Source organism: Spartobacteria bacterium UBA695 (assembly GCA_002298145.1).
In the GTDB taxonomy this organism is placed as follows: domain Bacteria; phylum Verrucomicrobiota; class Verrucomicrobiia; order Chthoniobacterales; family Chthoniobacteraceae; genus UBA695.
The window spans coordinates 384,415-402,812 of record DBMP01000013.1; the positions used below are offsets into that span (position 1 = coordinate 384,415).

Sequence of the window (18,398 nt, forward strand, 5' to 3'; positions counted from 1 at the left end):
GCTAAGACTGAGGGGAGCAATGCAAGCAGCCGGGGCGGCCTCTTTGCACTGGCCGAAAAAAGCGCTCCGGGGGGGGGACGCTAGTTAGGCTTCCGGCGTGGTCGGCTTGATCACGGTGGCGACGGCCGCTTTGTCGAACTCGATTTTGACGTTGTCGGCTACTTTCACGATCACCGTGGCGTCCTTTACATTGGCCACCAGGCCGTGGATGCCGCTGCTGGTGATCACTTTATCGCCGATTTTCACCGACGCGATGAGCTGGGCCTGGGCTTTCTGGCGCTTTTGCTGCGGCCGGATCAGGAGAAAATAGAAGATGGCCGCCAGCGCGACGAGCTGGATGATGAAATAGCCAGAGGAAGGTGATTGCTGCGCGTCGGCCGCCAAGGTAAAGAAAAGTGGTTGAATCATAATGAGCGTTTCCGGGTATCCCGATAAAGAGACGTAAGTTATGCAGGGATTAGCCGCTTCGTCCACGGCTTTTTTGTAAAACAGGAGAACTCCCCTTCCGGTAGACAAAACTTGCAGCCCCGGCAGGATCGGCTAACTTGCACCCTCATGCGCCTAGCTTGGATAGCAATCTGCCTGCTCGTCACCCAAATTCCTTCGCGAGCCATCTCTATTTCCGAGGTTCGAAAGAGCCTCGTTCACATCACGACGACCTCCCAGGACGCCAATTACCGCGTTCCGTGGAATCCCGGTTCGGTCAACAGCGGTTCCGGTACCGGGTTCATCATCGACGGCAATCGGATCTTGACCAACGCCCATGTGGTGGCCAATGCCCGGTATATCTCCGTTGAGCGGGAGAATGACCCGAAACGCTATGAGGCCCGGGTGGAGCACGTTGGCCATGATTGCGACTTGGCCGTGCTGACCGTCTCGGAGGCGAGCTTCTTTGAGGGGACCGTGGCCCTCCGGTTTACCAACCAGATCCCGGCCATCGAGTCGTCGGTCTCTGTCTACGGCTACCCGATCGGCGGCGACCGGCTCTCCGTTACCACCGGCGTCGTCTCGCGCATTGCCTTCCAGCCTTACGCCCATTCGGCTGCCGACAGCCACCTGGCCATCCAGACCAACGCGGCCATCAACCCCGGTAACAGCGGCGGCCCCGTGCTCCAGGAAGGAAAGGTGATCGGCATCGCCTTCCAGGGCTTTAATGGCGAAGTGGCCCAGAACGTCGGCTACATGATCCCGGTGCCCGTCATCGGGCGTTTCCTCAAGGACATCGAGGACGGCCATTACGACCGCTACATGGACCTCTCCATTACCACCTTTGACCTCCTTAACCCCGCCCAGCGCAAATCGCTCGGCCTCGCCGACGACGGCCGGGGCGTGCTCGTCGGCAGCGTGATCGCGGGGGGCGTGGCCGACGGCGTGCTCAAGCCGGGCGACGTGATTCTTTCCATCGACGGCCATACCGTCCAGAGCGACGGCTTCGTGGAGCTCGAAGGCGAACGGGTGGAAATGCCCGAGATCGTCGAGCGGAAATTCAAGGGCGACTCCGCCAACGTCCACATCGTCCGGGCCAAAGAAACCCAGGACGTCACCATCCACTTCAACCAGGCTTGGCCCTTCCAGATCCAGTCCAACCAATACGAGGTGCGGCCCCGCTACATCCTCTTTGGTGGCCTGCTCTTCCAGCCCGTTTCGCGGAACTTCCTGGAGGAAACCAAGCTCGATAACCTGCGCGTTCGCTACCTCTACGACTTCTACACCTCGGACCAAGTCTTTAAGGAACGCCCGGACATTATCGTTTTAAGCGCCGTCCTGCCCGATCCGGTCAACACCTACCTCGGCAGCTTCCGGGGCGGGATCGTGGATAAGATCAACGGCGTTAAAATCCGCACGCTCGACGAAATGGCGGCGGAACTCGCCAAACCGGCGCAGCAGTACGTCATCGAAATGCTGGGCGAAGGCCGCCCCATCGTCATGGAACGCGCCGCCGTCGAAGCCGCCCGCGAGCGCATCCTCGGCCATTACAACGTTCGCAATGAACAGAACCTCACCGAATAGCTTTCTTCCTATGAGTCGCTTTCTACTTACCGCGCTCGCCCTTTGCGCCGTCTCTTTAACCAACGTCCTCGGGGCTAACCCGGCCACGGCGCAAAAGCCGCAGCCCAAGCCCACGGTCCAGGCCGGGCCTGTGCAAAAGGAGGGCTCCGTCATCCGGGTCAACTCCACCAACCAGGTCTACGACTTCCTGCGCCCGTGGAGCAAACGCCCGCCCTACCAGCTCCGCGCCGTCGGAGCCGTGCTGCCCGGCGGCCGCGTCCTGACCACCGCCGAGCAGGTCGCCAACTCGACCTACCTGGAGCTGGAAAAGCCTGACAGCGGTGAAAAATCGCCCGCCACGGTGGAAGTGGTCGATTTCGACTGCAACCTGGCCCTCATCAAAGCCTCAGACCCCGCGTTTCTCGCCCCGTACAAGCCGCTGGAAGTCGCCGAACCGGCCGTCGGTGACGAAGTGACCATCCTTCAGCTCGAAGCCAACGGCGCCGTCCTCAACACCCGGGCGCTGCTGACCACCGCCGAGGTGGGGGCCTACCCCGTGGGCGAGCTCTCGCTGATGCTCTACCGGCTCTCCTCCTCGCTCCAGCCGCGCGATGGCGGGTTCACCTTCCCGGTCGTCAAGAAAGGGGCGCTTGTCGGGATGCTCCTGCGCTTCGATAACCGGACCCAGACCGCCGACGCCATTGCCGCCCCCGTTATCCGGCATTTCCTCAAAGCCGCGACAGCGAAGGGGGGCTACGTCGGCTTCCCTCGTGCCGGAATGGGCGCCGCTCCGCTGCGCGATCCGCAACTGCGCCGTTACGCGGGCCTTACCGATGGCCTCGGTGGCGTCTACGTGACCGAAGTCACTCCGGGCGGCCCGGCGGAAAAAGCGGGCATCCAGCAGGGCGACGTGGTCGTCAACGTGGCCGGGCACGAGATCGACCGCGACGGCAATTACCTCGACCCGCATTACGGTAAAATCGCCAAGGCCCACCTCTACTCCTGCGTTCACTTCAGCGGCGACAAAATCCCCGTCACCCTGATGCGCCAGGGCCAGAAAGTGCAAACTGAGCTCACCCTGGCCTACAAGGACCCCTCCGAATCCGTGATCGAGCCCTACACCATCGGCAAGGCCCCGCGCTACTACATCCTGGGCGGCCTCGTCTTCCAGGAGCTTTCCCGCCAGTTCCTGCGCGAATGGGGCTCGGAGTGGACCCGCAAGGCCCCGGAGAAATTCCTCTACCTCGACGCCTACCAGCGGGAGCTCTTTAAAGACGATCCCCGCCAGCGCGTCGTGATATTGAGCAACGTCCTGCCTACCCCCTGCACCGTTGGCTACGAGGACCTTAATTGCCTGGTTGTTACCAAGATCAACGGGCGGGTCCTCAAGAGCCTGGCCGACATCGAAGAGGCCCTGGCGCACCCGGTCGAGGGCTTCCACCATATCGAATTTCAGGGGCACCCGGGAGAAATCGTGATCGATCCAGCCCAGGCTTGCGGCATCGAGGACGGCCTCGTGCGCAGCTACGGCCTGCCCGCCCTCAAGCGGCTTTAATTGGTTGATCCGCAGCCGATTGCCTTCAAGGCCCGGGACACCCGTTGTTCCGGGCCTTTCTTTCCCCTCCACCTGGAAGGGATTAGCCTCCTTAATTTAGGGAAGATAAAAATGCAATGTGCTTCAAAATACTTGTTGTCATCCATTCTCATTAGAGGCACTCTACGCACCGTTAAATTGCGTATATGAAACTTCTGGGGTACCTAATAACACTGACAAGCTTGGGGGTATTATACGTATCCCAGGCGAACGCGACGGTGATCGTGACCTATGCTGAAAAGCCGGGCATCGAGCAGTCCACGTTCATCAATGCGACGACCTACAACTTCGACAGCCTGTCGACGGGGCTCAACACGAATGTGAGCTGGACCGGGGTAGGGTCGTTTGACCAGCTCTACATCAAGACGGCTGACCAGTACGGCGGCGCGGGCAACAGCCTCTACTCTGTGCAAGGGGTGGGCACGTCTGTTTCGCAGACCGTTTTAAACCTGAACAACGCCAGCGCCTACTTCGGCCTCTGGTGGTCCGCGGGCGACGCCAGCAACGTGATGCGCTTTTACACCGGCCTCAACGGGACCGGCACCCTCGCGGCTGAGTTCACCACGGCCAGCCTGCTCAAGGCCCTGGGTACCGCCTACAACGGCAACCCCAACTCGGGGACCTTCCACGGTAAAGATTCCAACGAGCCGTTCGCATTTATCAACTTCTTCGCCGTCGAGGGGACCACATGGCAGTCGGTGGTCTTTACCAACTCCTCCAGCAGCGGCTTTGAGTCGGATAACTACGCCTCGCGCACGGAGGCCTACAATGCCGCTACCGACGGAGCGATGCCCGGCGTCGTTCTGGAAGCCATCAACGGCACCCAGGTGGTGTCGCTGGTTCCCGAGCCGAGCCCGACCCTCGCCATTGCCTTGCTGGGCGGGTTGACCTTCACCGGGTCATTCATGCGCAGCCTGCGCAAGCGCAAAGCCTGATTTTTACCCCCTTACCCCTGAAAGGGCCGTCACAGGATTCTGTGGCGGCCTTTCCTTTTGCCCCTGGCAGGGAATACCCAACGGCAACCCCGCCGCTAAATATCGTACATCGGCACGCCATGAACGACCTGGCGCTCGCGCAGCATCTGCTCGATGGATTTGAAATCGAGCACGTTGGTGATGGCGTTGGTGACATCGTGGAGCACCACGCGGATCAAGCAATCGCCCTCGCCGGGGCAGTCCTCACAGCGTTCGTGGGCGCTGCATGTCGTCACCGGCGGCCCGTCAATGGCGCGGACGATCCGGCCAATGGTCAGCCGCTGCGGCGTCTCCTTGAGCGTGTAGCCCCCCTTTTTACCCCGGTGGCTGTGGAGAATCCCCGCCTTTTTCAGATCCTGCATGATGGTCTCCAGGAACTTCCTGGAAATTCTCTCATCCGTGGCGATCTCATCCACCGAGACCGGCTGGCCGCCATGCCTGCGCGCCAGAAACAGCGTTGCTCGAACGGCGTAAAGTCCCTTACGTGAAATCATTTTCCCTGTCCCACGGCCGCCTGGGTTAGAAAGCGGCTAGTTCAGGCCGATGCTGTCAAAGTTCCCGTCGAAGGGGAAGTTGAATCGGCGTTGCAGGCGGGCGGCCCGCTGGGCCTGCTTCCATGCGCGCTCGTAGACGCGGGCGATTTCATTGAGCTGCTCTTTGGAAAGGCCCGCCAGAAGGGCCACGGGGCATTGCACAAATCCATTCGAGGGAACGGACATCGAATTCAGCCCAGACGAAGAGGAGTTCTCATCCACCGGCAGCGTAAAGCGTGAACTGTAGTGCATAGGTGCATACTCCCATCAACTTGGTAGGCGAACAAGTAAAAAGCGAGCCCATGCGCAAAAATCTTTGGATCTAATTCCCTAATTCCTATGGGAATAAGGAGATATAACTTATTGAAAATTAGGCACTTATGTAAAAATTGCTATTGAAAACACCCGTGAAGAAATTTATACCCTGTGCGTACCGGCCGACGAAAACACAAACCGGACGGTGTTTAACCAAACCAGAAACGCGATTTTAACCTGTTTTAGAAAGACTTACGAATATGATGACCATGGAACGCTCCGCGATGGGAATGTCCACGATGATGCCCGGCATGAACGCCTCGATGCCCGCCGCGAACATGAACATGATGATGATTCCCCGCTGCACGATGAAGATGGAGAAGTGCGACGGCGGCATGAAGATGATGTGTATGTGTGAGGATCAGATGGCTACCAGCATGATGCAGAACATGGCCAACATGCTCGCTGGCGGCATGATGACCTGCACCATGATGATGAACGGCATGATGATGATGACCTGCAACATGACGATGGGCATGTGCAAGTGCGAGATGATGCCCAACGGCATGATGATGACCTGCACCAGCGGCGACGCCGACTGCTGCAACATGATCCAGGCCTGCTGCGATGCGATGATGGCCATGATGAAGGCCGGCTGCACCTGCTGCATGAGCATGAACAACACGCCTTGCTGCTGCGGCACCTGCGCTTGCTAGTACCGCCATACGGTCTAGTTTTTTTACCCCATTCCGGCGCGGGCGATCCGCGCCGGTTTTTTTGTGCCCTGGTGGCGGCCTCCACGCGGCATGAAAAACGGGGGGGAAGATTTTAGTCTCACGCAAAGACGCAAAGGCGCAAAAAAGACAACGGCAAGAATTCGCCATCTTTGCGGCTTTGCGTGAGCCCTCTTTTTGCCCCTACCGATGAGGGAACGGGTTCAGGGCAACAAAAAAGGCGGCCTGTGGCAGCCGCCTTTTTTTAAAAGAAATGAACTAAAGGAAATAAACCCGTGGAGGGGCGTTCCGTCTTAGTGGGTATTCATCAACCCGCCCATCATTGCCCCTTCGCCCGCTTGGGGCTGATTCCAGGGAATCGTGCTGTAGGTTTGTGGGGAAGTGGGAGACTTCGGCTCGTTGCTTGCGCAACCTTCGAGCAAAAGAGTGGAGCCGACCAACGCAAAAGACAGAATCACACGGAGCATATAACTTTACGTACCGGGGAATATTACCACATCTCCCGGCTGGACGGAAAGTCCTTTGACGCTTCCCGGCTGAATATCGGCAATCGCGGTCGAAGGCTCAACCGAGGTGATCTTCACCCGGCCGATGACCGAACCGCCGCGTTTGACTACCATCGATGCCCCGGAGACCACGCCTTGGCGGTCGCCGATATTGAGTACGACGAAGTTCCAGTTCGGGTTGACGACGAGGATGCGGCCTTCGAGCCCGGGCCGCAGCGTGGTCGAGGCGCGGCGGGTTGCGTCGGCTTCGAGCGAGGAAACTTGTTTTTCAGCGGCGTCGGCTTTTGCCTGGGCGGCTTTGAGCAGCGTCTCTTGTTCCTTGGCCTTGGCCTCGGCGTCGGCCACCTTCTTGAGGAGTTCCGGATCAGGCGTTGCGGCCGGGATGACGACGTTCTTGGCGTCGGCGAGCTGCTTCTTGAGGTCGGTCAGCTCGGTGTCCTTGGATTGAATCTGTTTGGAGAGCGCATCCACCTGCTGGCGGATCTTGCCCGTGTCGCCGGTGCTGGAGGCGATTCTCTTTTCCAGGTCGGCCTTGGCCTTTACGGCGACGGCGGCCTCGGCCTTGGCGGCGTCCACTTCCTGCTTGTCTTTTTGCTGCTGGGTTTCAGCGGCAGTCTTGTAGGACTGGGCTTCGTCCTTAGCTTTGGACAGGGCGCCTTTGGACAGATAGCTTTGGCCACCGGCAACGGCAGATAGAACAAATGCTGCACCGAGCAACACTCTGGGAATGAACGGGGAACTGGGCATAAGGGAAGACGATAGGTGAAGGGGGAGGGTGCGGACCTAAGGCACCCGAGCGGGATACTTCTATGCCCTTAGGGGAGGTAAATGCAAGTCGATTGACACAAAAAAATTGTCAGAGCCGCAAATCCCGGCGATAGTCGCGTTATCGCCAGGGACTACGGATTGAGAGCAGGCTAACCCCGCCAGGGCAGGAATGCAGCAACGGTCGTTTGACTCTCCTTGTCGTAGCTCTCTGGCGACTTTCTTTTTTTGCGTCCCGACTACATCCCCATGTTGGAGAGCACGATCGAGAGGCGGTTGACCGCCGCGGCCAGATCGGGGTAGGTGGATTCGAGTTCCTTTACTTTTTCGTTCAGTTCGGCGAGCGCCGAGCCGTCGCCATCCGGGATGGCGAGCTGGGTTTCCTCGGGCCGTTCGGCGATTTCAGATCGCAAGGCGGCCAGGAGGCGAAGCATTTCCGCCCGGGTCTCCTGGGGGAGATTCTCCGAGGCCTCGATCTGTTCTTCCAGTTTGTTGAGGCGTTCTTCGATCATGCCCTCAGTATAGCGTTTTTCCGCCCTGATTGCCACCTTAGAAGACGCCTTCCTCCAGGGGGAAAATCGGCTTTCGGTTGCGAATTTTCAGCTTTTGCCCCATGGTAGGGGGATGCAAATGACGATTTTGAAGTCCAAAATCCACCGTGCGGCGGTCTCCGGGGCCAGCCTGCATTACGAGGGGAGTATGACCATTTCGGAGGATTTGGCTGAAAAAGTGGGCCTTTTACCCTACGAACGCATCCTGGTGGGCAACATGGCCAACGGCGAACGTTTTGAGACGTATGTGATCTACGGCAAACGCGGCGCGGGCATTATCGAGCTCAACGGCGCCACGGCGCACCTGGGCAAGGTGGGCGACCGCGTGACGATCATGAACTTCGGCCTGTACACCCCGGAGGAAGCGGCCCAGCACCATCCGCGCATTATCCGGATGAATGAAAAGAACGAAATCCTGAGCTACCAGGGGCCCGAGACGGTCTAACCTCGCGATTCTCTTCCCATAGTGGACTACCATATCCTGCTGCAACCTTTCGCTCTGGGGCTCGAACTGGGCCTCCTCTTCACCGGCATCGTGCTCTGGCGCGTGATCCGGCTGAAGCTGGAGCTCGCGCGTTTCAAAACGCACGTCAGTGACCGGATCGAGCTGGAAGCGGGGTCGCTCCGTCAGCTTAAGGACGACCTGGAGGGGGTTCGCCGGGAAAACGAACAACTGCGCTTGCGAGCCGCGGCCTTTGGCGGGAAACCGGAAGGCCGACTCCAGCGCGAACTGGAAATCTACGCCCGGGCGGAAAAGCAGATGGTCGTGAATGTGCCCGGCTTCGCCGCCGCCTGGGAAAACGCCAAAGCCGCCGCGCAGGCGGAGGTAGAGCGCGAGGAGGCGGGGAAAAGCCTCACGAAAAGGGTTTTCTCCCGCTGGTTTAATCCGGGAGCGGGGAAAGACGCGCTTCCGGGGTCCTCTTCCGATACTTTGTAAACAGACAGGTGGAGAGGAAGGTGGGCAACAATGGACTGTCAGCCGACGCTGAAAACCAAACGGCTCAATCTGAGGCCGTTTCGACCGGACGACGCTGGGGCGCTCTATGCGCTCGTCAGCGCGCCGGAGATCGCTGCCACGACGCTGCGAATTCCCCATCCCTACCCGCGCGAGCTTGCCGGGCCGTGGATTGCGGGGCACGCCGATTTGTTTGAATCCGGTGACGGCGTCATCTTTGCCATCGTGCAGCGCCGCGATGCTGAGTTGGTCGGCTGCGTCGGCCTGGAGTGCGACGGCTGCAACCGGAGCGCGGAACTCGGCTACTGGATCGGCCTCCCGTACTGGAACCGAGGCTACGCCACCGAGGCGGCCCGGATGGTGCTCGCCTTTGGGTTCGCCTACTTTGGCCTGCACGCCGTCAAGAGCAGCCACTTTGCCTCCAACCCGGCCTCGGGCCGCGTGATGGAGAAAATCGGGATGCGCTACGAGGGCCGCCGCCGCGAACACGTCTTCAAAGAAGGACGGGGCTTCGAGGACCTCGTGGACTACGGCATCTTAAACGGCGACTTTAACGCCCAGGTCCTTAACAGCGGCGAGACGGCCCGCGGCTGAAGCGCTCCTAGAACTCCACCGGCTGGGCCTGGATCGTCGGGACCAGGTTCATCTCCTTAAGCGTCTCGGGGTCCTTGTGGTAGCGCTTGATGCCGCTCTCGGAAAGGGCTGCGGCGGGGACGTTGGTGATGAATTCGGCAAAGCTCTTGTCCACGCCGTCGCGCTGGAGCTTCTGGCCCTTCTTGGTCGACCAGAATTCCTCCTGGATATTGGCCAGCGCGCGCACGGCCTCATCGGGGCCGAGGTTCTCCTTGCGGGCCAGGGACCAGACCAGCGACGGATCGTTGGGCAGGCTGACGGGGAAGGGGATAAACGGCGCGTCGGCAAGCTCGTCCTCCTCTTCGCCGGGGGCCACGACCTTCACCTCGGTGTTGACGATGTGGTCCGGCAGCGCGATCTCCACTGACACGGCCTTACCATCGTCCTTGGGCGTCACCACGACGTTCTCCTCGCCGAAGTTCCCCGCGAGCTGGCCCTTGAACTCCTCCACCGTGGCCGGTTGGGCATCGGGCAGGGAGCCCTTGGCGGCGAATTTCTCGAACGAATCGAGGCTCTTGTAGAGGCGCACTTCAGTGACCACTTGCTCGTAAATCGAGTTGGCGAGGTGCGGGTCCTGGATGGTCTTGGGCAGAACGCGCTGGAGAACGGCGAGAAAACGGGCTTCGTCTAGTTTCGAGGATTTCATCGGGAAAAATATGCAGGAGTTTTTTGGCGGGGGGATTTCTTTAATCCCTCCGGCCCGTTTCGGCAATCGAGGAATTTGGAACTTACCGAAGCTCAGAAAAAGCTGGGTCAAATCGGCGCATTTTGATAACCCTTGGGCTCATGGAAACGAAATCGCCAGTCATTCATCATACCGCGGCTGAAGGATATCAAGTGCGCGCGGAGACTTACGTGAGCGGCCGCCCGGATTACCCGCCGGAAGTGGCGGCGTGGCTGCGGGAAGAGCTCGGGGCCGCCCCGGGCAAGCGTGTGCTCGATCTCGGGGCAGGAACGGGGAAATTTACCCCAAGGCTCGTGGCGACGGGCGCGGATGTCGTCGCCGTCGAACCCGTGGCGGCCATGCGCGAGCAGCTCATTCGCCTTAACCCCACCGTCCAGGCCCTCGAAGGCAGCGCGGAGGCCATTCCGCTGCCGGACGCCTCCGTGGACGCCGTGGTCTGCGCTCAGGCCTTTCACTGGTTTGCCAACGCCCGGGCGCTGGAGGAAATTCAGCGCGTCCTCAAGCCCGGCGGCGTGCTGGGGCTGATCTGGAATGTCCGGGACGAAACGGTGCCGTGGGTGGCCGCGCTGAGCCGGATCCTCACGCCGCATGAGGGCGACGCGCCCCGGTATGTTTCGCAAAAGTGGCGGCGGCTCTTCCCCGCGCCGGGCTTCACGCCTCTGCGCGAGCGGCATTTCCCCAATGCCCACGCCGGTTCGCCGGAACGGGTGATTGTCGACCGCTCGCTTTCCGTGAGCTTCATCGCGGCACTCCCCGCCCCGGAACAGGCGCGCGTGGCCGCCCAGGTGCGCGAGCTGATCGCCGCGACGCCGGAGCTGGCGGGCAAAGAGACCGTCATCTCCCCCTACGACACGGCGGCGTTCTCCTGCACGAAGCTTGGATGAAACCATCCCGCAAACTCAGTGAGGCCAACGGCCCGTCAAGCATACCAGCATGGGCCGTTGACGCTTCGTGTGCTACGGGTTGGCTGCTGTTTACAGCTTAACGAGGTAACCCCGGCTACAAAGGTACATCAGCCCCGCAAAAGCGGCGACCATCAGGAACAGCGCCCCGTCCAGGACTCTTGCCATCGGGTGCCCTCCGTGCAAGGTGAAGGTCTTGCCGTCGGGCTTGAGTTTCCCGTACCTGGGAATGAAGCCGCATGCCGCAACACTGGAGCCGCCAAACAGAAAAGCGCCCACCCCCAAAAGCAGATTCAAAAAGGAACAAGGCTGGATTCCCGGCTCCAGGTAAGCATTGGCCGGGTTATCTGGTTGATAGTAAACGTTCTGGATTGATCTTGTTGGATAGCGAGAGAGGACCGTTCGGGCAAGGTCTGCGGATTGAAACGCCAACCCCGGTGATATGGCCGTTCCGGTAAAGGATGCGCCGTTGACGGCGTAAAAATACGTGATCGCGGGTTCCATCGAGGGATTCTCGTTGCCGACGGATCTAAGGGTGGACTCCGTGACACGGCCCTGCGCCACAGGCCAGCGCGACGACGATGCGGCGGTGATGAAACTGGTTGCGCCTTTCGTTATTTCAAAAAGCCCAAAACCCATTACCACCCAGCAAATCAATATGAAGAGCCATAAATTCGGGGTTTGGGAATAGGAATACCTGCTTGCGGCGCGCATGGGTCTACAGCCCCTCAATCCCCGCAGCCGCTTCGGCCAGGACGCGGGCGCTTTGCTGGATGGCGGCCCGCTCTTCCTCCGCGAGCTTCGGGTGGACGGTCTCGATGATCCCGCTCGCCCCCACTACGCGCGGCAGCGAGAGGCACGAGCCCGCAAATTCGCTTTCGCTCGTGAGCGGCGCGGAGACCGTTAACACCGCCCGCGCGTCGTCGCGGATGACCCTCACCAAGTAGGCGATGCCCGCCCCGATGCCGTAGTTGGTCGCCCCTTTGCCCTCGATAATCCGGTAGGCGGCGCGGCGCACGGCGTCGTCGATCTCGGCCTGGGTCTCCGGCGTGAAGGGGCGCCCCATCTGGGCAGAAAACTCGGCCACCGGCAGCCCGCCGATGTGGGCGCTCGACCAGATGAGCACCTCGCTGTCGCCATGCTCGCCCAGCACGTTGGCGTGGACCGATTGCGGGGCCACCCCGGCGTGCTCGGCCAGGAGCGTCCGGAAGCGCGCGGTATCCAGGATCGTCCCGGAGCCGAAAACGCGCCCTGCGGGTAGGCCCGAGAGGCGGCACGTTACCGCCGTCATGATGTCCACGGGATTGGTGGCCACGATGAGGAGCGCCCCGGGGGCGTACTCCATCACATGGGAGATGACGGCCCTGAAGACTGCCGTGTTGCGCGTGAGCAGCTGGAGGCGCGTCTCGCCCGGCCGCTGCCCCACGCCGCAGCAGAGCACCACGGCGTCGGCCCCGGCCAGCAGGGCGTAATCGCCTGCCGAGACGCGCGTGGGGCGCACAAAAGGCGTGGCGTGGAGAATATCCTCGGCCTGGGCGCGGGCCAGGGCTTCGTTGAGATCTACGAGCACTACTTCGCTCGCCGCACCGCTCATGACAATGGCGAAAGCCGCACTGCTCCCGACGGCTCCGCTTCCCACAATGCCGATTTTCATGCCCGCGAGCCTATCAGCAACTCGGGAGCCGGGAAAAGAAAAAGAGAAAGAGGGAAAGTATTAGAAACGCCGCTAAACGGCCTCTTCCCAGAAAAAACTTAATGCCTTTTGTCTGTGTAAATCGCGTAAGCACCGAAACTCTCGATGCCTTTTTTGTGGAGGGCATTATCTCCCTTGAAACGCAAATCATCCGCGAGCGCGGGACGGATTTTCAGCCCTATAGCTCCATTTTACCGCGTCGAATCTACGGAACCCGTTTTCCTTGTAAAAGCGGCCTGCAAACCTACCGGAACCCGTAGGCCAGGGCCCAGTGGGTCCGCTCCAGGGGGGATTTTTCGATCTCGACGATCAGGTAATACGAGCCGCTGACCTTGGGCACCACGCGGGCGGCGGCCATGTGCGGCTTGTTTTTCCAGTATTCGGCCTCGGCCAGCTTGCCATCGGCATCGTAGACGTGGACGGAGATTTTGGCGTTCGCCACGTCTGTCCCCATCCAGAACCAGTATTCGTTGCCCTTGAAGAGCTGCTGCACGATGGCTTTCTGCTGCTTGACGGGGAGATCCCCGCCCCAGTAATCCTCGCGAACAGTGAACCCTTCTTTCACATAAGGATGTGCCGCCTGCAACGCGTAGGAAAGCGCGTCGTCCACGGTGGCGTGGGCCGTACAAAGAAGGACCAGAAGGCCGAGAGTGAAGGATAGGATGGTTTTCACAAGGTTAGTCCTGAGAAGAAATCGTTTTCACCATATCCGCGGTAATGGCGTGGATTCTTTCCACTTTTTGCGGGGTGATGTTCCCGGCGGGTTCGATGAGCGGGCGCAGCTCCGGCAGCCCTTGGGCAATTTGGCGGACGGCTTTATTTTCCTTCAGCCGGGGATTGAGGCCATCGAGCCGCCGCTGGAAGTAGTCCAGGATGGCGGGCTGGTGGAGCAGTTCCGCGCCGTCCTTGCTGTAGCTCTTGGTGACGACCTGTGTGAGCGCCTCCGTGCCGCGCAGCCAGCCGCCGAGGCTGACGAGCTGGGCCAGTTGGGCGTCCTCAAGCTCGATCATGGCTTGTTTAACGTCCTTGAGCGCACCGTCGAATTCCCGCCGCACCGTGCTCCAGTCTTTTTTGTCGGCGGCTTCGATGATGCTGCTCGTGCGGCTGATCACCGATTTCTGCACGCCGATGGCTTTCGAGAGCGAGAGCACCTGGCGGCCGATCTTTTTAACGTCCTCGGGCTCCTGCGCCTCCACGGCGATGAAGCCTTCGGCGATGGTCGCGCCCAAGAGGAGGGCCACTTGCGGGCGTTTGCCGAGGGTCTCGGTCTTCACCGGGCGCATCACCTCGTGCCAGTTGGGCGAGCCGAGCTTGTCGAGCACGCCGAAAACTTCCGTGGGCATCGGGATGACGACTTCGTCAACGACCGTGGCGGGCAGCGAGCCCACGTCGATACTACGGGGCGGCTCGGCGTCCTTGGCCAGAGCGCACAGCGGCATACAGGCAGCAAGGAGGGCGGAGAGGAGACCTGGGCGGAATTTGCCGGGGTTCGCGGTGTTCCGCTGGGCCGGACGGGCGGTCGAAGAGAAATTAATCATGGCGAATGAGCCTTACAATTATGCACATCCAAGCCCAAACTCAACCAAACCCGGGGCCTTCTAGCAATCTTTTTTCCGACCCCACGGAGCGCTAGTGGAGGGGCCCCACGAAGCGAGCGGGGAATGCACGAGGTGGCGGTCAGGGGGTGTTTGCGGGTAAAAAAGAAAGCCACGAGGCGGGCTCGTGGCTTTCTTAGGTGCGGGAGAACCCGCAAGGTTGTGTTTAGTTGGGGGGATTACTTGGTCCCTTTTTCTTCGATATACTTCACGACGTCGCCGACGGTCTGCAGTTTTTCGGCGTCTTCGTCGGGAACCTCAACCGAGAACTCCTCTTCGAACGCCATGACGAGTTCGACGGTGTCCAGCGAGTCCGCGCCCAGATCTTCGATGAACGAAGCGCTAATGGTCACCTGTTCGGGGTTGACGCCCAGTTGCTCGACGATGATGTCTCTGACTTTTTCTTCGATGGTTTTCTCTGACATATTGGGTTTCCTGGTTGAGGTTAAAAGTTGGTTTCGGAATCTGTGGTGCGCACACTGGTAATGATCAGAAAGAGCTTTGGCAACAAAGATTTTGCTCCCGGCGCGTTTTTGATGGAATGGTTTGTGGCCGGGAAAAACCGCTCTTTCTTCAACGAATCGCGATTGAGCCCTGGCCGGACCTGTTCTATTTTTACTCTGGAGGCGCGAGGCCGTGGCTTTAGGGCCTTTATCAAAAGAAGTGACTATTTTCCGCGGCCAACCTCTTTTTTGGCTGCAAAACGTGCTCGCATTCGAGCTTTTAATGTTTTAACCATACCCCTTTCACCTACCGCGTTGAACACTTGATCCATGAGCGATTCGCCCCTTGACCTCGATTTGAAATTGATGCCCGACTGGCTTAAAGAGCCCGCCGATAAAAATCCGTATGCGGATTACGCCGGCGAATCGCCGGATCGCGAACGCCGTGGAGGCGACCGCAACCGCGGCCCCCAGCGTGGCGGCGGCGGTGGCCGTGGCCCCCGCAGCGATTCCGGCTTCCGCCGTGGCCCCCGGCCCGGTGGCGACCGTCCCGGCGGAGGGCCCAGCGACCGTAACCGTGGCCCCCGGCCCGAAGGGCGCGGCGGCCCGCGTGGCGACTTTAAGAGCCGCGGCCCGCGGCGTCCCGATGACCGTGGAGAGCGCCCCGAGCGGCCCTCGACCCCGCGTCCGCCGGAAGTGCAGATCCCGCTCAATATCGAATTTGTCCCCGAGCCCGATGCCGTGGGAGCGCTGGCCAAGCAAATCAAGTCCGGCCACCGCGCCTACCCGCTCTACGGCCTGGGCCGCATGTTCCTTAACAAGCCCGAGCGCCACCGCGTTCGCGTGACCTCCAACGCGCCCGCCTACCCGCTCTACCAGGTCGGCGAGGACGGCCCCGTGACCACGCACCGCCCCGCCGCCGAGCGCGAGGCCTTCCGCGCGTGCAAGGACCAGTTCTACGCCGAGGAAACGACCCAGGTGGAACCGCCCAAGGGCAACTACACCAACGTCGCCCGCTGCCGCCTGAGCGGAGTGCTCCTGGGGCCCACCAATCACCACGGCTACCAGCCCGCGCTGCGCCATCTTTACGAGGCCCGCTTCAGCCGCCGCATGGATTTCAACGAATTCCTGCGCCAGGTGGAGGTCGTCAACGATCCCGCCGTCATTGAGGAATGGAAAAAGCAGGTCAGCAGCGTCACCGTCTTCCGCACCACGCAGGAGGCCGAGCCGGTTGAGTTTAAGACGCTCGCCGACGTGGAGACCCACTTTAAGGCCCACTACCTGGAGAAATCGCTCAAGAGCGCCCGCACCCTCGAAATGAGCGGCGTCGTCAGCCGCAACGTCGGTGACCGGCAGATCCGCGAGGGCATCCGTGCCGCTTGGGAAAAGGAACGCGCCTTCCCGGCCCAGACCGTCAACCGACTGCGCCCGCAGTTCCAGGAAGCCGGTCTGCACATCTGGAAACACCGCAAGCGCATCCTCTTTGTCTCCACCGTGCGTCCCGTGCGGTTCGGGTCCGAGACCCGCAGCGTTTCCAACCACGTGGCCGACCTACTCAATGTGATTGAAGCCTCTCCGAAGTGCACGCGCTCGGACATCTTCACCCACCTGCTCAAGCCGCATGAGGCCGAGCCCGATTTCGCAAAGCTCAAGGGAGCGCTGGCCGCCGATCTCCATTGGCTGACCGGCTCCGGGCACGTCATCGAATTCCACGACGGCACATTTGACCTCCCGCTGGCTCCCAAAGAAGCCGCGAAAGAGGAGGCCAAGGCGGCTGGCAAACCGACTCCCGAAGCCCAGGCTGAAGCGGGTGTGGAAACGCCCGAAGCCGAGGCCGAGGCCGCCCCGGAAGCTCCTGCGGAAAACGCTCCGGAAACCCCGGAGGCTGTGGTTGATCCGGTGACGGTCGAGCAACCGGTGACGGTTGAGCAACCGGTGGCCGTCGAGGCGCCGGTTGAGGAAGCGCCCGCGACCGAGGCGGTTGTGGCCTCCGAAGAGCCCAAGGCCGAGGCCGAGCCGAAGCCCGAAGAGGCCAAGCCCGCAGAACCGCAGGCCTAGAGGTGCGCGCGCATCAAAGCGCACAAATCTCCTCGCGCCGTGTTTAGCAAATCCTCGTGTCCCAGTTTGAACTGGGGCACGCAAGGAAGCGGCGAGAGCAGCGAGATTTATCACCCGATTCCAAATAAAAAACCCAGGGCAACGCACTCGCGCGACCCTGGGTTTTTTTATGATCGGAATTGGGAAACGCGTCTACTTGGTCAGGACCACCACTTTGAGCCCTTCCTGCCGGATGTTCACCTCCATCGCCTCCGTGATTTGGTCCAGCGGGAAGCGGTGGGTGATGAGTTCCTCCACCGGCAGCCCGATCCCTTGGGCCCGCCGCAGGAAATTGTAGGAAACCGGGTATTCCTGCACCGTGTAGAGCCACGAGCCCACCAGCGTGATCTCTTTGTTGCAGAAATCGACGTGCGGATTGACGGTGCACGACCCGTTATCGACAAAGAAGCCGACTTCGCAGACGCCGCCGCCCCGTTGGACGAAATGGTAAATATTCGAGGCGGCTGCCGGTACCCCCGTGCATTGGAAGGCAAAGTGGGCTCCGCGCCCCTTGGTGACCGTCTTGACCGCCTCCACGAGTGAAGCCTGGTCCTTGTGCTGGCGGAAATTGATCGTGTGGTCCGCACCCATTCGCCGGGCCATCTCCAGGCGCTGCTCGTCGCCGTCCACGGCCACGATGTGCTGAGTGCCCGCCGCGCGCACCACGGCTAGCATGAGGAGCCCGATCGGCCCGCACCCTTGGATCACGACCCGGCTGCGGAAATTAAGCAGCCCCGTGCTCTTGGCCCGCTCCCAGGCGTGGATGGCCACCGTGGTCGGCTCCATTAGCAGGCGCAGGTTGAGGTTCAGGTCATTGACCACGAAGAACGACGTCCCCTTGCGCACGATCATGTACTCGGCAAAGTAGCCGTTCAAATGAGTGGCGTCGTCGGGGATCAAGCCCTGCACGGAAACGTCTTCGCAGAGGTTGAGGCGGCCCGGCGTATAGAGGCAGGCCGGGCATTTGCCGCAGGTCGTCACGCTGGTCACGATCTTGTCGCCCACGCGCACCGTTTTGCCCGAGTTATCGCGCTGCACGTTCTTGCCCAGCCGGACGATCTCGCCCGTCCCCTCGTGGCCGAGAATGATCGGCGCGAGCTTCATCGGGTCGCCCTTATATTCGTGGACATCGGTGCCGCAAACGCCGCACCCTTCCACGCGGATTAAAATTTCGTCGTCGGTAATGTCGCGAATCGGAAACTCGCGCAGCTCAATGCTCTTGGGCCCCGTCAGGAGAGCGCCTTTACACTGGGCCGGGACCGTCCGTGGAGAAGGGGATGGCCGCGCCGATCCATCGGGCTGCGGCTTGCCAAGCTGTTCTGTGATAACCTGCCTGACGACACGGCTGATCTCTTCTGAATTCATCGTGGCTGGATATTAAATGATCGGGGTCGATCATTACCAGCCAAAACCTTGGAAAAATGCGGTTTCCAGAGGTATTCGGGGGGATTTCCAGTTATCGGGCCTGGTGCGCTCAAAACGGAAGGGCGAGTC

General features: G+C 60.8%; 23 protein-coding genes and 1 other RNA gene. 10 read left to right on the top strand and 14 right to left on the bottom strand.

The window, feature by feature from the left end:
- Nucleotides 1-84: 84 nt before the first annotated feature.
- Entirely contained in the window at nucleotides 85-408 is a 324-nt protein-coding gene (yajC, locus tag B2828_RS07905; protein ID WP_479633171.1) for a preprotein translocase subunit YajC, read from the bottom strand.
- A gap of 147 nt (nucleotides 409-555) precedes the next feature.
- Here yajC and B2828_RS07910 point away from each other — a divergent pair, with 147 nt between their 5' ends.
- The 3 genes from B2828_RS07910 (at nucleotide 556) to B2828_RS07920 (ending at nucleotide 4,518) form a co-directional block, all read left to right on the top strand.
- Complete coding sequence (locus tag B2828_RS07910) at nucleotides 556-2,010, top strand: S1C family serine protease (protein ID WP_479633172.1); 1,455 nt, start codon at nucleotides 556-558, stop codon at nucleotides 2,008-2,010.
- A gap of 10 nt (nucleotides 2,011-2,020) precedes the next feature.
- On the top strand, nucleotides 2,021-3,544 hold the full coding sequence (locus B2828_RS07915; protein ID WP_479633173.1) for a S1C family serine protease: 1,524 nt from the start codon (nucleotides 2,021-2,023) through the stop codon (nucleotides 3,542-3,544).
- Nucleotides 3,545-3,729: 185 nt separating this feature from the next.
- Nucleotides 3,730-4,518: an Npun_F0296 family exosortase-dependent surface protein gene (locus B2828_RS07920; RefSeq protein WP_479633174.1), complete on the top strand. Its 789-nt coding sequence runs from the start codon at nucleotides 3,730-3,732 to the stop codon at nucleotides 4,516-4,518.
- 95 nt (nucleotides 4,519-4,613) lie between these two features.
- On the opposite strand, the gene B2828_RS07925 is transcribed toward B2828_RS07920, so the two are convergent.
- From B2828_RS07925 to B2828_RS07945, 5 genes are all read right to left on the bottom strand, one after another.
- On the bottom strand, nucleotides 4,614-5,051 hold the full coding sequence (locus B2828_RS07925) for an RrF2 family transcriptional regulator (RefSeq protein ID WP_479633175.1): 438 nt from the start codon (nucleotides 5,049-5,051) through the stop codon (nucleotides 4,614-4,616).
- Between the two features lie 36 nt (nucleotides 5,052-5,087).
- Nucleotides 5,088-5,342 (bottom strand): hypothetical protein, encoded by a 255-nt coding sequence (locus B2828_RS07930; protein ID WP_479633176.1) that lies wholly within the window; start codon nucleotides 5,340-5,342, stop codon nucleotides 5,088-5,090.
- Between the two features lie 235 nt (nucleotides 5,343-5,577).
- Nucleotides 5,578-5,742, bottom strand: coding sequence for a hypothetical protein (locus B2828_RS07935; protein ID WP_479633177.1), 165 nt, complete (start codon nucleotides 5,740-5,742; stop codon nucleotides 5,578-5,580).
- A 24-nt stretch (nucleotides 5,743-5,766) separates the two neighbouring features.
- Nucleotides 5,767-6,048 (bottom strand): hypothetical protein, encoded by a 282-nt coding sequence (locus B2828_RS07940; RefSeq protein WP_479633178.1) that lies wholly within the window; start codon nucleotides 6,046-6,048, stop codon nucleotides 5,767-5,769.
- Nucleotides 6,049-6,552: 504 nt separating this feature from the next.
- Nucleotides 6,553-7,332 (bottom strand): hypothetical protein, encoded by a 780-nt coding sequence (locus tag B2828_RS07945; protein ID WP_479633179.1) that lies wholly within the window; start codon nucleotides 7,330-7,332, stop codon nucleotides 6,553-6,555.
- A gap of 143 nt (nucleotides 7,333-7,475) precedes the next feature.
- On the opposite strand from B2828_RS07945, the gene ffs reads away from it, so the two are divergent.
- Nucleotides 7,476-7,570: signal recognition particle sRNA small type (gene ffs / locus B2828_RS07950), an RNA gene on the top strand.
- A 19-nt stretch (nucleotides 7,571-7,589) separates the two neighbouring features.
- Here the strand turns inward: ffs and B2828_RS07955 are convergent.
- Nucleotides 7,590-7,862, bottom strand: a complete 273-nt coding sequence (locus B2828_RS07955; protein ID WP_479633180.1) for a DUF4404 family protein — start codon at nucleotides 7,860-7,862, stop codon at nucleotides 7,590-7,592.
- 118 nt (nucleotides 7,863-7,980) lie between these two features.
- Here B2828_RS07955 and panD point away from each other — a divergent pair, with 118 nt between their 5' ends.
- Genes panD through B2828_RS07970 form a run of 3 tightly spaced genes read left to right on the top strand, consistent with a single transcriptional unit; the run spans nucleotide 7,981 to nucleotide 9,450 of the window.
- Nucleotides 7,981-8,346 carry an aspartate 1-decarboxylase gene (panD, locus tag B2828_RS07960; protein ID WP_479633181.1) on the top strand — a complete coding sequence of 122 codons (366 nt, stop codon included), beginning with the start codon at nucleotides 7,981-7,983 and terminating at the stop codon, nucleotides 8,344-8,346.
- Nucleotides 8,347-8,367: 21 nt separating this feature from the next.
- On the top strand, nucleotides 8,368-8,838 hold the full coding sequence (locus B2828_RS07965) for a hypothetical protein (protein ID WP_479633182.1): 471 nt from the start codon (nucleotides 8,368-8,370) through the stop codon (nucleotides 8,836-8,838).
- 30 nt (nucleotides 8,839-8,868) lie between these two features.
- Nucleotides 8,869-9,450: a GNAT family N-acetyltransferase gene (locus B2828_RS07970; protein WP_479633183.1), complete on the top strand. Its 582-nt coding sequence runs from the start codon at nucleotides 8,869-8,871 to the stop codon at nucleotides 9,448-9,450.
- Nucleotides 9,451-9,457: 7 nt separating this feature from the next.
- Here the strand turns inward: B2828_RS07970 and B2828_RS07975 are convergent, their stop codons facing one another.
- Nucleotides 9,458-10,135 carry a hypothetical protein gene (locus B2828_RS07975; protein ID WP_479633184.1) on the bottom strand — a complete coding sequence of 226 codons (678 nt, stop codon included), beginning with the start codon at nucleotides 10,133-10,135 and terminating at the stop codon, nucleotides 9,458-9,460.
- Between the two features lie 140 nt (nucleotides 10,136-10,275).
- Between B2828_RS07975 and B2828_RS07980 the strand changes: the two genes are divergently transcribed.
- Nucleotides 10,276-11,058: a class I SAM-dependent methyltransferase gene (locus B2828_RS07980; protein ID WP_479633185.1), complete on the top strand. Its 783-nt coding sequence runs from the start codon at nucleotides 10,276-10,278 to the stop codon at nucleotides 11,056-11,058.
- Between the two features lie 90 nt (nucleotides 11,059-11,148).
- On the opposite strand, the gene B2828_RS07985 is transcribed toward B2828_RS07980, so the two are convergent.
- The 5 genes from B2828_RS07985 to B2828_RS08005 form a co-directional block, all read right to left on the bottom strand.
- Nucleotides 11,149-11,790 (bottom strand): DUF3592 domain-containing protein, encoded by a 642-nt coding sequence (locus B2828_RS07985; RefSeq protein WP_479633186.1) that lies wholly within the window; start codon nucleotides 11,788-11,790, stop codon nucleotides 11,149-11,151.
- A 4-nt stretch (nucleotides 11,791-11,794) separates the two neighbouring features.
- A complete protein-coding gene (locus B2828_RS07990; RefSeq protein WP_479633187.1) occupies nucleotides 11,795-12,730 on the bottom strand; it encodes an L-lactate dehydrogenase in 936 nt (311 codons plus the stop codon).
- Between the two features lie 283 nt (nucleotides 12,731-13,013).
- Nucleotides 13,014-13,442 (bottom strand): hypothetical protein, encoded by a 429-nt coding sequence (locus B2828_RS07995; protein ID WP_479633188.1) that lies wholly within the window; start codon nucleotides 13,440-13,442, stop codon nucleotides 13,014-13,016.
- A gap of 4 nt (nucleotides 13,443-13,446) precedes the next feature.
- Nucleotides 13,447-14,307 (bottom strand): P-loop NTPase family protein, encoded by an 861-nt coding sequence (locus B2828_RS08000; RefSeq protein WP_479633189.1) that lies wholly within the window; start codon nucleotides 14,305-14,307, stop codon nucleotides 13,447-13,449.
- Nucleotides 14,308-14,543: 236 nt separating this feature from the next.
- Nucleotides 14,544-14,789, bottom strand: coding sequence for an acyl carrier protein (locus B2828_RS08005; protein WP_479633190.1), 246 nt, complete (start codon nucleotides 14,787-14,789; stop codon nucleotides 14,544-14,546).
- Between the two features lie 60 nt (nucleotides 14,790-14,849).
- Between B2828_RS08005 and B2828_RS08010 the strand changes: the two genes are divergently transcribed.
- Together B2828_RS08010 and B2828_RS08015 are read left to right on the top strand one after the other, a co-directional pair.
- Nucleotides 14,850-15,134, top strand: a complete 285-nt coding sequence (locus B2828_RS08010) for a hypothetical protein (RefSeq protein WP_479633191.1) — start codon at nucleotides 14,850-14,852, stop codon at nucleotides 15,132-15,134.
- Between the two features lie 3 nt (nucleotides 15,135-15,137).
- A complete protein-coding gene (locus B2828_RS08015; protein WP_479633192.1) occupies nucleotides 15,138-16,865 on the top strand; it encodes a hypothetical protein in 1,728 nt (575 codons plus the stop codon).
- 192 nt (nucleotides 16,866-17,057) lie between these two features.
- Here B2828_RS08015 and B2828_RS08020 read toward each other — a convergent pair whose 3' ends face one another.
- On the bottom strand, nucleotides 17,058-18,269 hold the full coding sequence (locus B2828_RS08020) for a zinc-dependent alcohol dehydrogenase (RefSeq protein ID WP_479633193.1): 1,212 nt from the start codon (nucleotides 18,267-18,269) through the stop codon (nucleotides 17,058-17,060).
- Between the last annotated feature and the right edge of the window lie 129 nt (nucleotides 18,270-18,398).

Excerpts from the sequence above, each read along its gene's own strand:
- yajC (WP_479633171.1), bottom strand. The coding sequence starts at position 408 with ATGATTCAACCACTTTTCTTTACCTTGGCGGCCGACGCGCAGCAATCA.
- B2828_RS07910 (WP_479633172.1), top strand. The coding sequence starts at position 556 with ATGCGCCTAGCTTGGATAGCAATCTGCCTGCTCGTCACCCAAATTCCT.
- B2828_RS07915 (WP_479633173.1), top strand. The coding sequence starts at position 2,021 with ATGAGTCGCTTTCTACTTACCGCGCTCGCCCTTTGCGCCGTCTCTTTA.
- B2828_RS07920 (WP_479633174.1), top strand. The coding sequence starts at position 3,730 with ATGAAACTTCTGGGGTACCTAATAACACTGACAAGCTTGGGGGTATTA.
- B2828_RS07925 (WP_479633175.1), bottom strand. The coding sequence starts at position 5,051 with ATGATTTCACGTAAGGGACTTTACGCCGTTCGAGCAACGCTGTTTCTG.
- B2828_RS07930 (WP_479633176.1), bottom strand. The coding sequence starts at position 5,342 with ATGCACTACAGTTCACGCTTTACGCTGCCGGTGGATGAGAACTCCTCT.
- B2828_RS07935 (WP_479633177.1), bottom strand. The coding sequence starts at position 5,742 with ATGCCGCCGTCGCACTTCTCCATCTTCATCGTGCAGCGGGGAATCATC.
- B2828_RS07945 (WP_479633179.1), bottom strand. The coding sequence starts at position 7,332 with ATGCCCAGTTCCCCGTTCATTCCCAGAGTGTTGCTCGGTGCAGCATTT.
- B2828_RS07955 (WP_479633180.1), bottom strand. The coding sequence starts at position 7,862 with ATGATCGAAGAACGCCTCAACAAACTGGAAGAACAGATCGAGGCCTCG.
- panD (WP_479633181.1), top strand. The coding sequence starts at position 7,981 with ATGACGATTTTGAAGTCCAAAATCCACCGTGCGGCGGTCTCCGGGGCC.
- B2828_RS07970 (WP_479633183.1), top strand. The coding sequence starts at position 8,869 with ATGGACTGTCAGCCGACGCTGAAAACCAAACGGCTCAATCTGAGGCCG.
- B2828_RS07975 (WP_479633184.1), bottom strand. The coding sequence starts at position 10,135 with ATGAAATCCTCGAAACTAGACGAAGCCCGTTTTCTCGCCGTTCTCCAG.
- B2828_RS07980 (WP_479633185.1), top strand. The coding sequence starts at position 10,276 with ATGGAAACGAAATCGCCAGTCATTCATCATACCGCGGCTGAAGGATAT.
- B2828_RS07985 (WP_479633186.1), bottom strand. The coding sequence starts at position 11,790 with ATGCGCGCCGCAAGCAGGTATTCCTATTCCCAAACCCCGAATTTATGG.
- B2828_RS07990 (WP_479633187.1), bottom strand. The coding sequence starts at position 12,730 with ATGAAAATCGGCATTGTGGGAAGCGGAGCCGTCGGGAGCAGTGCGGCT.
- B2828_RS08000 (WP_479633189.1), bottom strand. The coding sequence starts at position 14,307 with ATGATTAATTTCTCTTCGACCGCCCGTCCGGCCCAGCGGAACACCGCG.
- B2828_RS08005 (WP_479633190.1), bottom strand. The coding sequence starts at position 14,789 with ATGTCAGAGAAAACCATCGAAGAAAAAGTCAGAGACATCATCGTCGAG.
- B2828_RS08010 (WP_479633191.1), top strand. The coding sequence starts at position 14,850 with ATGATCAGAAAGAGCTTTGGCAACAAAGATTTTGCTCCCGGCGCGTTT.
- B2828_RS08015 (WP_479633192.1), top strand. The coding sequence starts at position 15,138 with ATGAGCGATTCGCCCCTTGACCTCGATTTGAAATTGATGCCCGACTGG.
- B2828_RS08020 (WP_479633193.1), bottom strand. The coding sequence starts at position 18,269 with ATGAATTCAGAAGAGATCAGCCGTGTCGTCAGGCAGGTTATCACAGAA.